General features: G+C 62.9%; 11 protein-coding genes. 7 read left to right on the top strand and 4 right to left on the bottom strand.

Annotated features, from left to right (window positions below):
- Positions 1-16: 16 nt before the first annotated feature.
- The gene (oiaX, locus tag AYK65_RS26145; RefSeq protein ID WP_081161970.1) at positions 17-1,273 is read right to left on the bottom strand and encodes a 3-oxo-isoapionate-4-phosphate decarboxylase OiaX; all 1,257 of its coding nucleotides are present in this window, start codon (positions 1,271-1,273) and stop codon (positions 17-19) included.
- A gap of 173 nt (positions 1,274-1,446) precedes the next feature.
- Here oiaX and AYK65_RS26140 point away from each other — a divergent pair, with 173 nt between their 5' ends.
- Positions 1,447-2,178, top strand: a complete 732-nt coding sequence (locus AYK65_RS26140; RefSeq protein WP_081161967.1) for a transcriptional regulator NanR — start codon at positions 1,447-1,449, stop codon at positions 2,176-2,178.
- A 42-nt stretch (positions 2,179-2,220) separates the two neighbouring features.
- Here AYK65_RS26140 and ppk2 read toward each other — a convergent pair whose 3' ends face one another.
- From ppk2 to AYK65_RS26125, 3 genes are all read right to left on the bottom strand, one after another.
- Positions 2,221-3,141, bottom strand: a complete 921-nt coding sequence (ppk2, locus tag AYK65_RS26135) for a polyphosphate kinase 2 (protein ID WP_026614789.1) — start codon at positions 3,139-3,141, stop codon at positions 2,221-2,223.
- Positions 3,142-3,385: 244 nt separating this feature from the next.
- Complete coding sequence (locus AYK65_RS26130; RefSeq protein WP_081161964.1) at positions 3,386-4,594, bottom strand: MFS transporter; 1,209 nt, start codon at positions 4,592-4,594, stop codon at positions 3,386-3,388.
- Between the two features lie 378 nt (positions 4,595-4,972).
- The gene (locus AYK65_RS26125; RefSeq protein WP_052728516.1) at positions 4,973-5,875 is read right to left on the bottom strand and encodes a GNAT family N-acetyltransferase; all 903 of its coding nucleotides are present in this window, start codon (positions 5,873-5,875) and stop codon (positions 4,973-4,975) included.
- Between the two features lie 308 nt (positions 5,876-6,183).
- On the opposite strand from AYK65_RS26125, the gene argE reads away from it, so the two are divergent.
- The 6 genes from argE (at position 6,184) to AYK65_RS26095 (ending at position 13,045) form a co-directional block, all read left to right on the top strand.
- Positions 6,184-7,308 carry an acetylornithine deacetylase gene (gene argE, locus AYK65_RS26120; protein ID WP_026614786.1) on the top strand — a complete coding sequence of 375 codons (1,125 nt, stop codon included), beginning with the start codon at positions 6,184-6,186 and terminating at the stop codon, positions 7,306-7,308.
- A 22-nt stretch (positions 7,309-7,330) separates the two neighbouring features.
- A complete protein-coding gene (locus AYK65_RS26115) occupies positions 7,331-8,254 on the top strand; it encodes a 2-hydroxyacid dehydrogenase (RefSeq protein ID WP_026614785.1) in 924 nt (307 codons plus the stop codon).
- Between the two features lie 79 nt (positions 8,255-8,333).
- The gene (locus AYK65_RS26110; RefSeq protein WP_026614784.1) at positions 8,334-8,687 is read left to right on the top strand and encodes a cupin domain-containing protein; all 354 of its coding nucleotides are present in this window, start codon (positions 8,334-8,336) and stop codon (positions 8,685-8,687) included.
- Positions 8,688-9,055: 368 nt separating this feature from the next.
- The gene (locus AYK65_RS26105; protein WP_081161958.1) at positions 9,056-10,519 is read left to right on the top strand and encodes an aldehyde dehydrogenase family protein; all 1,464 of its coding nucleotides are present in this window, start codon (positions 9,056-9,058) and stop codon (positions 10,517-10,519) included.
- Positions 10,520-10,528: 9 nt separating this feature from the next.
- Positions 10,529-11,572, top strand: a complete 1,044-nt coding sequence (locus tag AYK65_RS26100; protein ID WP_081161955.1) for a tartrate dehydrogenase — start codon at positions 10,529-10,531, stop codon at positions 11,570-11,572.
- Positions 11,573-11,590: 18 nt separating this feature from the next.
- A complete protein-coding gene (locus tag AYK65_RS26095; protein WP_081161952.1) occupies positions 11,591-13,045 on the top strand; it encodes an NAD-dependent succinate-semialdehyde dehydrogenase in 1,455 nt (484 codons plus the stop codon).
- Positions 13,046-13,147: the final 102 nt, after the last annotated feature.

Here is a 13,147-nt window from a genome sequence, read left to right as displayed (position 1 = left end):
CTCCGGCGCTCGGAAGTCAGGCGCCCTGGCCGTCGGCGAATTTTTTGAGCGACTGCGCGAGTTCAGGATGTTCGCGCGCGTAGTCGGCGAGCGGAATGCCAGCGACCGCGGCCTCCCAGGCCTGCCGAACGGCCCTGACGCCGGCGCCCGCGCCACCCGCATGGCTGACGATGCCCCCACCGCAGAGATAGAGGAGATCGGTCGATCGCCCGGTGCGAGCATAGGTCTCCGGCGCCTGCCCGCCCCATTGGCCGGAACCGACGACGGGCAGCGGGCAATCCTTCTCGGAAAAGAGCGGCGTGCTCACCGCCTTGAACGATTTCACGAAGCTCTCGTCCGGCTCCCAGTATTTGACGCGGATGCCGTTGATCTGGAACTGATCGACGCCGATCAGCCGCCAGAATTGCTGCCAGACCGAAAACTCCATGCCAAGGCCGCCATGGCGGGTGAGAATATCCCAGCCATTACGATGGGCATGGAGGACGAGGCGAGAGCGCTTGCGCAGGAAGGCGACGCCGCCCATGCCGACCGAATTGATGTTGACGACCGCGGCATTGCCGCCGGCGGCCACCACGAGATCGTGGTTGCGCATCATCTCGTCCGGATCGGTATGCGATATGCCGAAGGCATACATCACCTTCTTGCCGGTCTTCTGCTCATGATCGAGGATCTTCGGCATGATCGCAGCGACCCGGTCCCTCAGCGGCGAATAGGCCGGGCTCATCAGCTTCTCGTCGTCCTTGACGAAATCGACACCGGAAGAAAGCAGGTCGCCCACGAGAGCGGCGGTTTCCTCCGGCCTCAAGCCCAGCGCCGGCTTCACGATCGTCCCGATGATCGGCCGCCCTTGGACGCCGGTCAGGCGCCGGCTGCCGGCGACGCCGAATTGCGGACCGGGATGCGCGGCTGCAAATTCCGGCGGCAGTTTCATGTCAACGACGCGGATGCCGGTCAGGCCTTTGATGGAATAAACGCCGCCGATCGCGATCGTCATCAGCGCCGACAGATCCGTGCCGACCGCTTCGAGCGGAAAACATATGTCCGCTTCGGCTCGATTAAAGCGCCTGGCCTCCCCGGCTTCATCTGGCAGAGAGGGCCGATCGGCCGGCTCCAGGTGACGGACAGCGACGACGCGTGCCGCAACGCGCGCCTTCAGCTCCTCGGTCTCGCCGGGCACCGGCACGAAGGTCCCGGTGGACTGGTCGCTTGCGATCTTTGCCGCCAGCGCCTCGACGTCGCCCGGGCTCTCGATGCGGTAGGTGATGCGTATCACGGGCGCGCTCTCGCGTTGAATTCAGTAGCCTCTTTCCGTCAACTGGTATAATGAGTATCTCAGTTGCGCAAGAGAAAATTCGCGCCCCTCCGGCGGCGGGTGGCGCGCCCCAAGATTTCCTCCTTGTGGAAATCGTGCATATAGGAATGAGCCACAAGACGAGTGGAGTTCACATGGTCATTCAATCCGAGCCCATTGTTCGCAGGAAGCTCTCGGACGAGGTCTTCGCGAGGCTGAAGGGGCTGATCGAAAGCGGCGAATTGCAGCCGGGAGACGAGATGCCTTCCGAGCGGATGCTGATGGAGCGCTTTCAGGTCGGGCGCCCGGCCATTCGCGAGGCGATGCAGGCGCTCGCCAATATGGGGCTGATCGAGATTTCACATGGGGAGCGCGCCAAGGTACTGCAGCCGACGGCGAAATCGCTCCTTCGGCAGGTGGATCTCGCCGCCAAGATCATGCTTTCGGCCTCTTCGGACTCGCTCGAACATCTGAAAAGCGCGCGCATCTTCTTCGAGCGCGGCATGATTCGCGAGGCGACCAGCCGCGCGAGCGCCGCCGACATTGCAGCGCTCGAAGAAACGCTGAAGCGCCAGCGAGCAGCCCTTGGCGACTCCGACGCCTTCATCGCAGCCGACATGGCCTTCCACACCCGCATCGCGCAGATTTCCGGCAATCCGATCTTCACCGCCGTCAGCGAAGCGATGCTCGGTTGGCTCAAGGAATATCACACTGAAATGCTGATCTGGACCGGGCGGGAAAACGTGACGCTCAGCGAGCACGAGGAAATCATCGACTGCATCCGCCGCGGAAATCCCGACGAGGCCGAACAGGCGATGATCAAGCACCTCGAACGCTCGCGCGCCCTCTATGCGCCGAAGGCCAAGGCCGAGAGCGCGAACGGCTAAAGCATCTTGTGGTCAGTGGAATCACGCTGACTGCAAAATGCTCTAGTATTTCGAGGGAACATAGAGCTCCCGCGGCAGAACCTGGCGCTCATAGTCGGGGTTGAAGATCCGCTCCGGCAAGCTGATATCCTCGTGCGGAACGTCCTCGTAAGGGATCTGCCTGAGCAGGTGGTCGATGCAGTTCAGGCGCGCCCGTTTCTTGTCATTGGCCTCGACGATGAACCACGGCGCCTCGGAAATATTTGTGCGGGCAAACGTCTCCTCCTTGGCCTTGGTGTAGGCCTCCCAGCGGACGCGCGACTGCAGGTCCATCGGCGAGAGCTTCCACTGTTTCAAGGGATCGTGGATGCGCATCAGGAAGCGCATCTGCTGCTCTTCGTCCGTGATCGAGAACCAGTATTTGACGAGACGAATGCCCGAACGCACCAGCATGCGCTCGAATTCCGGCACGTCGTTGAAGAATTGTTCGACCTCATCTTCCGTCGCGAAGCCCATGACCCGTTCGACGCCCGAGCGGTTGTACCAGGAGCGGTCGAAAAGCACGATCTCGCCGCCGGCGGGCAGATGCGGCACGTAGCGCTGGAAGTACCATTGGGTCTTCTCGCGGTCGGACGGGGCCGGCAGCGCCACGACCCGTACGACGCGGGGATTCAGCCGCTGGGTGATGCGCTTGATGACACCGCCCTTACCGGCCGCATCGCGCCCCTCGAAGATCACGACGACCTTCTCCTTGCGGTAGGCCACCCAATCCTGCAGCTTGATCAACTCCGACTGCAGTGTCAAGAGCGTGCGGAAATAGTCCATACGCGGAATCGTCGGAGGATGAGACTTACGGTAAATCTTGCGGATTTCCTCCGACAGTGCGGGTTCGGAAAGCTCGAGCTCGTAATCCTCGTCCAGCGTGTCGGCCAGCTCCGCTTCCAGCCAATCGACGCGCTCTACCTCGTCTCGTTCGTTCTTCATCTCGTTCCTCCGACGTTCACGGGGGCGTCAGCCAGCCCTGTCCATGTTGGCTTATTCCACAGCGGCGTGAAGGAAAATTGACATCGAGCCCACGCGACGCCGTGTGCCCCGTCCCGGCACTCCTGGTGCCGGCATTCATTGCTAAACGCGTCGCATGCAAACGAGTTCATGCGACGCGCTTCAGGTCCTTGTTCTTGCGCATGTCGTGGTCCCAAAGGCGCAGCACACCTTTGGGCGATATGCATTAGGCTGGCGCCAGCGCCGGCCGATCCTTGGGGAATGGCTTGAAGGTCATGGCGATCAGGAAAGCACCGATGCCAATGCCCCAGGCGCCGATATAAAGCCAGCCGTAGCTGTCAAAGGCGTCGTAGATCAGGCCACCGGCGAGCGGACCGATAGCCATGCCGAGGCTCCCGGCCATGGCCGTTCCGCCGATGACGGTGCCCATCATGCGCAAGGGGAAATTCTCACGTGCGATCACCGCGTAGAGGGGCATGACGCCGGCATAGATGAAGCCGAACAGGGCCGCCACCGCGTAAAACGCGCCGAGATCGCGCACGAAGAAATAGGCCAATGCGCCGAACGCCTGCAGCAGCAGGCCCGCGACCAGAATGCGTTTTGCTCCGTAGCGGTCTCCGAGGATGCCAAAGGCGACGCGACCGCCCATGCCCGCCAAACCCTCGACGCTATAGATCGAAACAGCGGCGAGCATCGGAATACCGCAGCTCATCGCATAGCTCACCGTGTGGAAGATCGGCCCCGAATGCGTGGCGCAGCAGAAGAAGTTCGTCAGCAGCAATATGATGAATTGGGGCGATCTGAGCGCCTGCTCCAAGGACATATCAGGCCCTTCGCCTGAAGATGCGGCGGCATGCGACTCCTCCAACGCCGGCGGACTGCGCAACAGCAATGCTGCCGGGATCATGATGGCTGCGGCGAGGGCAGCAATGATCAGCAGCGACGTCCTCCAATCGAAGATCGAGACCAGCCATCCCGCCAAGGGAGACATGGTCATCGGCGCCATCCCCATGCCGGCGGACACCAGAGATACGGCAAGGCTGCGGTGGGTGTCGAACCAGCCTGTCACGCAAGCCATCATCGGCGCGAAGATCGCGGCGCAGGCACCTCCGACGATTAAGCCGAATAGGATTTGAAACTCGATGAGCGACGTCGCCCTGCTAGCGAGCGCCAGGCTCGCAGCCAAAAGGGCCGACCCGGTCACCACGACCAAACGCGGACCCCAACGATCCGAGGCGGCGCCCCAGATCATGCTCGCCAAGGCCATCGCGATAAAGCCCACGGTCATGGCGCTCGACACGCCGGTAACGGACCATCCAGTGTCGCGCGAAATGGGCTGGAGAAAGACAGGCAGCGAAAACATGGCGCCTATCGCGATACAGCCCAGGAGGCCACCCGCCGCTACAATCACCCATCGATAATGAGAACTGATCATTTTTCGGTCTCCGTTTAGGCAAATCCTTCGACGTGACACCCCTCGCCTTCGGGGCGGTTCGCCTGCAGCTTTCGGACGCACAAAGGAGGCTGTAGAACCTTGAATTTACTGCATGTTTTATCCTTAAAAACCGAGCTTGAATTAAGGAAACATGCAGCAGCGTCGATAGTTAGACGAACGACGTTGGCGGAAACCGACAGGCGGCATCAAAATTTTCGATGCGCGAGCGCATCCACTGCAGGATACAGCGATCTTTGCGGGTCTGATAAGACGCGCGGCTCTGTAGATATGCCCGGTGACAACTGCAGCACCAACCGCAGCCAGATGACGGCGAGCACTCCGCTGTCGATGTTCGGGGAGACGTCTTGGGCGTGAAGCTCAGCCGAGTGCGTGGCCAACCAAGCCGTAGAGGCTTGGCCCCGCTGCAGCCGAGACGGCCGCGGCACCGGCATTGCCGGGTTTGGACATTGCGAGCACCGTGTCGAAGACAGCCAGGCCGGATTGCGAGAGGAACGTTGCGAAGGCACCGGTCTCGAAGGGCGTGTCCAGTCTCAGGAACTGGTCTTGGTGTTCGGACACGTGCGGCTGGACCACCGCGATGGCTTCCGCGTCGCCTTCTGCTACGACCGGTCCAACGACATGGCCTTTGCCAAACGGCCGGCAGAGCGCAAAAGCGCGCAACGAGCCGCCGCGGAACAAGCCATAGCCTGCCGACTGGACCAGGAGCTTGTCAATCAGCTCCGTCCTCGCGACCCCGAAGGCTTTGGCATCAAGCTCGGCGACAGCGGCAAGGTCCTCCGACCCCAGCCTCCGGACTGCCGTCCCCTCCGGTAGCGCCGGCAGATCGGTTGGACGACGGGCGATGCCCTGACACTGATATATGGTTCTGACGGGCTGAAACCCGAGGGCGTGATAGAGCCGGCGGGCGGCCCTCGTCGCATTGAGCCTGAGGTCGCGGCCTTCGCAATCCGCAAGCACGTGTTCCATCAGCCAGCGGCCGGTGCCATTCGTCTGCAGCCGCGGCGAGGTAATCACCATTCCTATAGTCGCAAAATTGTCGCCGTGGGGGAACCACATGGCCGAGCCGGTCAGCCTACCGATTTCATCGAGCGCCACATAACCGCGGCCGAACTCGCGCAGAAACTGCAGATCTTCGGAGCGGTGCGGCCACCCGACGGAAATCGACAGTGCATGCAAAAGCTCCAGATCGACGCTCTCGATCCCGGCGATTCGCATTTCGAAGCTATCGACGACCTTGAATTCGGATGCCTTTGCGCCCACTCTTTGCCTCCCGCCCTCGTTTCGTTTGGTTTTCATGTCCCGTCCGCGCAGCACGCAATGCCGACACGGACCAAAGCGCTTCTTCTTCAGAATAAGACGGGGCGGCCGGTACAATTCGCTTGAGAGGCGGCAACCCACACAACAATCGTCCAAATCAGGCGCACTTTCGGCATGTAAAGCCTGGGCGGGCTCCTAAGCTAGCAGACAAGGCGAGCCGGCGTCGCTGCGTCGATGCAGCACCCGTCGCTGTGAACGCATGATCGACGGCACCAAGCCCGGCAAGGCCGGGGATGTTATGAGGGGCGCCAATGCAGGCAGTGGAAATCCTCGAGAAGCTCGTTGGCTTCCCCTCCGTCGTCGGCACGTCCAATGCCGACATCGTGGCATGGATCCGCGGCTACCTGCAAAGCCACGGCATTGCCGCGACGGTGCTACCCGGCCCTGAGGGCGATCGCTCCAATCTTTTCGCTACGATCGGTCCTATGGACGTGTCCGGCTATATTCTCTCTGGCCATATGGACGTGGTCCCCGCCGCAGAAGGCGGCTGGACCAGCGATCCCTTCCGCCTTCGCGCCGAGGCAGGCCGGCTCTATGGCCGCGGCGCCACCGACATGAAGGGTTTCCTTGCCGCCGTTCTCGGCGCCATTCCGAAGCTTGCGGCAATGCCGCTTCGCCGGCCGCTGCACCTCGCCTTCTCTTATGATGAGGAGGCCGGCTGCCGCGGCGTGCCACACATGATCGCGCGCCTGCCGGAACTTTGCCGCCAACCGCTCGGCGCGATCATCGGCGAGCCAAGTGGTATGCGCGCGATCCGTGCCCACAAGGGCAAGGCGGCGGCCCGGCTGACGGTCAGGGGGCGTTCCGGGCATTCTTCGCGCCCGGACCAGGGGCTGAATGCGATACACGGCGCAGCAGGCGTCCTGACCCAAGCGGTCGCCGAAGCCGACCGGCTGGCCGGCGGCCCCTTCGAGCATGTCTTCGAACCGCCCTACTCCTCCCTCCAGATCGGAACGGTAAAGGGCGGTCAGGCGATCAACATCATTCCGGAGAGCTGCGAGGTCGAGTTCGAGGCCCGAGCGATTTCGGGCGTCGACCCGGCAGAACTGCTCGCGCCACTGCGAAAGACCGCCGACGCGCTGGCGGCACAAGGATTTGAGGTGGAGTGGCAGGAACTCAGTGCCTACCCGGCGCTTTCGCTTGAACCTCGCGCCCCGCTGGCGACACTGCTCGAGGAGTTGACCGGCCTCGAGCCTCTCCCGGCCGTCAGCTACGGCACAGAGGCAGGACTTTTCCAACGGGCCGGCATCGACGCGATCATCTGCGGTCCCGGGGAAATTGGGCGGGCCCACAAGCCGGATGAGTACATCCTCGTCGACGAACTCCTAGCCTGTCAGGCGATGGTCGAGGCGCTCGGCGCCCGCTGCAGCGCCTGAGACCTCAAGAAGGAGACGCGCGATGACCTTCCTCTTCAACTCCGATGCGAAGCGTGGTGCGATTTTCGCCGAGGCATTCGCGCGCGAACTGCCCGACATTCCTTTCGCCATGGATCCGGCGACGGTTGATCCCGATGCTGTACGCTACCTGATCACCTGGACGGTTCCGGACAATCTCGCGCGCTATCGAAACCTCGAAATCCTCTTCTCGATCGGCGCCGGCGTCGACCAATTCCGCATCGATGCGGTGCCGCCACATGTGCAGGTGGTGCGCATGGTCGAGGACGGCATCGTCCGAATGATGCAGGAATATGTGACGCTTGCCGTGCTCGCGCTTCACCGCAACCTGCCGGCCTATCTCGAGCAGCAGCGAGGCGAAAATTGGCGGGCCATTGCGCCGGTTCAGGCGGCCGACCGCCGCGTCGGCGTGCTCGGCCTCGGCGTGCTCGGTACTGCGGTACTCGATCGGCTGAAGCCTTTCGGCTTTCCGCTCTCCGGCTGGAGCCGCAGCCCGCACGAAATCGACGGCGTGAGGTGCCTGAGCGGCCGGAACGGTCTCGATACTTTCCTGGGCTCGACTGACATTCTCATCTGCCTCCTGCCGCTGACCGACGACACGCGCGGCTTCCTGAATGCCCAACTCTTCGCCAGGCTCCCGGCCGGTGCGGCGCTCGTCCATGTCGGCCGCGGCCCTCAACTCGATCATGAGGCACTTATCGAGGCGCTCGATAACGGGCATCTCTCCGGGGCCGTGATCGATGTCACCAATCCCGAACCGCTTCTTGCCGGTCATCCCTTCTGGACTCACCCGAAGGTCCTGCTGACGCCGCACATCGCGAGCGTCACCCAGCCGGAAACCGCCGCCAGAGCCGTGATCGAGAACATCAAACGGCAGCGGTCAGGTCTCGATCCGATCGGACTAGTCGACCGCCGCCGCGGCTACTAAGGCGCATCGCATCAGGTCGAAGCCATGTGAAGTGTTTCGGCCGATACGCATCAAGTTCTAAACCCAGGAAAGGAAAACCATGTCGCTCTTGAAGACCATCGAGACCAACCCCTCTTTCGCGCCGCGCGAGTCTAGCCCGCTCCCCGAGCGTCTGATCTCCGGCAATCCCTCCTTCAAGACCTGGGCCCAGGACGTCGCCCGCGGCGAGATGATCCATACCGGCGTCTGGGAAGCGACCCCCGGCGAGACGCGCTCCATCAAGGGCGAGACCTTCGAGTTCTGCCATATTCTGTCCGGCCTCATCGAACTCACGCCGGAAAACGGTGAGCCGGTGGTCTACAAGAGCGGCGACAGCTTCGTCATGAAGCCGGGTTTCGTCGGCATCTGGAAGACCATCGAGACGGTGCGCAAGATCTACGTGACCGTGATGTGACGCCAATTCCGCGCAACCCGATCATCTTCGAGGGCGCGCAAGAGCTATTCTCCCTTACATTTATACTGCAGATGTCACGCTCGCCGGTCTTCGGGCGTGACACCACCGACCACCGTCCCCGATTGACTATGTGACGTCTCTCCGCTGCCGGCCGATCGCGGCGGAGTTTTCTCTTCCTCGTGCCCTCCTTGGATCGCCTCCCACACCTTTGCCGACACGTCGCATCGCTGGCGTCCGGGTGACCGCCGAAGATTTGGCTGTCGTGCCGCCAAAAACATAATTTTCCGCCGCCTCGGCACCGCCAGTCGATGCATGCTGCTCGCGTTCCTCCACTAGCTTTGGGTTCAAGCCCATGCGGAGGACGCGCGATGACACTCAGCTTTGATCCGGACAGTCTCTCCCTACCCGTCGGACACTTCATCGGCGATCGGTTGGTGCCGGCCGAAGGCGTCATCGACATGCATCGTCCCTCCGACGGCAAGCCTTATGCAGGCTGCCCGCTTGCGCATGAGGCACTCGTCGATCGCGCCGTCGAGACTGCCAAGAAGGCGCTCAAGGCAAGCAATTGGGGCGGCGTGCGGCCGCGCGAGCGCACAGTCGTGCTACAGCGCTGGGCAGACCTGATCGAAAGCGAAGCTGAGACCCTCGCCAAGCTCGAGGCGCTTTCCTCGACCCGTCCCGTCGGCCATCTCGTCGCCGGCGACATTGCCGTCAGTGCCGAGCAGATCCGCTTCTTCGCCGAGTTCGCCGACAAGGAGGGAAGCGATCTCGTACCAACCGACGACAGCAGTCTCGGCATGATCATGACAGAGCCCTATGGAGTCGTCGGTGCCATTACGCCCTGGAACTTTCCCGTTTCCATGGCCGCCTGGAAGCTCGGACCCGCGCTCGCCGCCGGCAACGCGGTGGTGCTGAAACCGTCGGAAATGACGCCGTTCTCGACGATCTACCTTGCCGAGCTCGCGGTCCGCGCCGGGCTGCCGGCCGGTCTCATCAATATCGTTCTCGGTGACGGTCCGGTGACCGGCACTGCCATCACTGGCCATCCGGACATCGCCAAGGTGAGCTTCACCGGCTCGACCGGCGCGGGCTCCGCCATCATGGCCAACATCGCGCGCACCGGCGTCAAGCCGATGACGCTGGAGCTCGGGGGAAAAAGCCCACAACTGGTCTTCGCCGATGCGGATCTCGACAAGGCGGCGGCGGCGATCGCCCAAAGCATGCTTTCGAATGCCGGCCAGGCCTGCGTCGCGGGCTCCCGTCTGATCGTCGAGGAGAGCGTCGCGGCTCCGCTAGCTGAGGCGATCGTTACGCGAATGAAGGCTGCGAAGCCGGGCCCGACCTGGGATGAAACGAGCGAATACTCGCCCATCATCTCGAAGCGCCAGCTGAACCGCATCCACGGCATCGTCGACGCTGCCGTTGCAGCGGGCGGCGAATGCCTGTTCGGCGGCGCCCCGATGAATGCGCCGGGCTATTTCTATCAGCCGACATTGATGGCCGTGCGCGACAGCTCCTCGCCAGCGATCACCGAAGAAATCTTCGGTCCCGTCCTCACCCTGCAGACCTTCGCGGACGAAGAGGAGGCGCTCGCGCTCGCCGATCACCCGACCTACGGCCTTGCCGCAGGCGTCTTCACCCGCGACCTGGCGCGCGCCCTGAGGCTGACGCGAAGGCTCCAGGCCGGAACCGTCTGGGTCAACCGCTACAGTCGCTCGCGCGACCACATCCTGCCGACCGGCGGCTACAAACGCTCGGGCATCGGCAAGGATCTCGGCCGTGAGGCGTACCACGCCAACCGCAAGAGCAAGAGCGTGCTCATAAGCCTCTAGGGAGCTTCAATGAAAACCTATTCGATCGCACTCATCCCGGGGGACGGTATCGGTCAGGACGTGACCGATGCCGCCTGGCAGGTCCTTTCGACCGTCGCCAGGCATTCCGGTTTCACGCTCACCGGAACGCCCTTTCCCTGGTCCTGCGCCTTCTACAAGGAGACCGGTGCGATGATGCCACCAGACGGCATCGATACGCTCCGCCGCTTCGACGCCATTCTGCTCGGCGCCGTCGGTTGGCCGGCCGAAGTGCCGGATGCCGTTTCGCTGCACGGTCTGCTTCTGCCGATCCGCAAGGCCTTCGTGCAATATGCCAACATCCGCCCGCATCGGCTACTGCCTGGCGTCCAAGGACCGCTGAAAGCGGAGAACTTCAACATCCTCTGTATTCGCGAAAATACCGAAGGCGAATATTCCGGCGCCGGCGGCCGCGTCCATCAGGGAACGGCGGACGAGGTCGCGGTCGAGACCTCGATCTTTACCCGCGCGGGTGTCAAACGGATCCTGCGCTTTGGCTTCGAGCAGGCACGTCAGCGGCGCGGCAAGCTTGCTTCGGTGACCAAATCGAATGCTCAGAAACATTCAATGGTTTTCTGGGACGAGATCACGCGAGAGCTCGCTGCCGAATACACGGACGTCGAGGTCACGAGCTATCACATCGACGCCATGGCCGCGCGCATGGTCATGTCGCCGGAAAGCCTCGACGTCGTCGTCGCCTCCAACCTCTTCGGCGACATCCTGACCGATCTCGGTGCGGCGATCCAGGGTGGGCTCGGCTATGCCGCCTCCGCCAACATCAATCCGGACAGAAGCGCCCCCTCCATGTTCGAGCCGGTGCACGGTTCTGCCCCGGATATCGCCCATCTCGGGATCGCCAACCCCATCGCCGCCATCTGGTCCGGCGCGATGATGCTCGAGCATCTCGGAGAAAGAGAGGCTGCGCGGATGATCATGGACGCGCTCGAAAGAACGACCGCCCGCGGCATCGGCACCGTTCCGGGAAAAGACAGGACCGAAACCATCACCGCGGCAGTACTCGCCGCGCTCGACTGATCGCAAGAGGGAACACACATGAGATTGAAGGATAAGGAACTTTTCCGGCAATTGGGCCTGATCGGCGGTAAGTGGACCGCCGGCGCCTCCGGCGAGGTCGTCGAGGTCGTCGATCCTGCGAACCAGGCGGTCCTCGGCACCGTTCCGGACATGGGAACGGCCGAGACCCGGGCGGCCATCGACGCTGCCAACGCCGCTTTCGGCCCTTGGAAGAAGAGGACACATGCCGAGCGCGCCGCCCTGCTCGAGCGCTGGCACGCGCTGATGATCGAAAACCTCGAAGACCTGGCGCTGCTCTTGACGCTGGAGCAGGGCAAGCCGCTCGACGAGGCGCGTGGCGAGATCCGCTACGGCGCCGCCTTCGTCAAATGGTTCGCCGAAGAGGCCCGCCGCATCGGCGGCCACACCATTCCCTCGCCGACACCGAACCGCCGCATCGTCGTGCTCAAGGAAGCGGTGGGCGTCTGCGCCATCGTCACGCCGTGGAATTTCCCGAACGCGATGATCACCCGCAAAGTGGCACCCGCATTGGCCGCCGGCTGTACAGTGGTCATCAAGCCATCGGAGTTCACGCCGTTCTCGGCACTTGCCCTCGGCGTGCTCGCCGAGCGCGCCGGCATTCCGGCCGGAGTCATCAACATCGTCACGGGCATGCCGAGCGCGATCGGCAACGAGTTCATGGCGAACGAGACGGTGCGCAAGATCTCCTTCACCGGCTCGACGCGCGTCGGCTCGCTCTTGATGCGCGGCGCCGCGGACAGCATCAAGCGGCTCTCGCTCGAACTCGGCGGCAACGCCCCCTTCATCGTCTTCGACGACGCCGATCTTGACCTCGCCGTCGAAGGCGCCATCGCCTCGAAATTCCGCAATGGCGGCCAGACCTGCGTCTGCGCCAACCGCATTCTCGTGCAGGCCGGCGTCTATGACGCATTCGCGGAGAAGCTCGGCGCCCGCGTCAACGCCATGAAGGTCGGCCCCGGTACGGAGCCGGGTATTGCGATCGGGCCGATGATCAATGAGGCGGCGATCGAGAAGATCAATCGCCATGTCGAGGACGCACTGGCCAGAGGTGCAAAGGTCGCCGCGCGAAGCAAATCGCTGCCGGAGGGCAGACAATACACCGCCCCGCTCGTGCTGACCGGTGCCACGACCGACATGCTTTTCGCCAGCGAAGAGACTTTTGGCCCTGTCGCCCCGCTCTTCCGCTTCGAGACCGAGGACGAGGCGATCGCAATCGCCAATGGCACACCCTTCGGCCTTGCCGCCTATTTCTACACGGAAAGCCTGAAGCGCTCCTGGCGCGTGGCAGAAGCGCTTGAGTTCGGCATGATCGGACTCAACACCGGCGCCATCTCCACCGAAGTCGCGCCCTTCGGCGGCGTCAAGCAATCCGGACTTGGACGCGAGGGCGCCCAGGTGGGCATCGAGGAGTATCTCGATATGAAGAGCTTTCACATTGGCGGGCTGGAATAGATCCCAGCCATTTGGGACCGGTCGATCCAAAATCGTATTGCAATCGATTCCTCACCTGAAGCGTGTGATGCGCTTCAGGTGATCTGTTCTGCAACCCGCTTC

The organism is Ensifer aridi, from assembly GCF_002078505.1.
In the GTDB taxonomy this organism is placed as follows: Bacteria; Pseudomonadota; Alphaproteobacteria; order Rhizobiales; family Rhizobiaceae; genus Sinorhizobium; species Sinorhizobium aridi.
The sequence above is the reverse complement of the archived record's forward strand: the minus strand, read 5'-3'. Positions and strand labels throughout refer to the sequence as shown.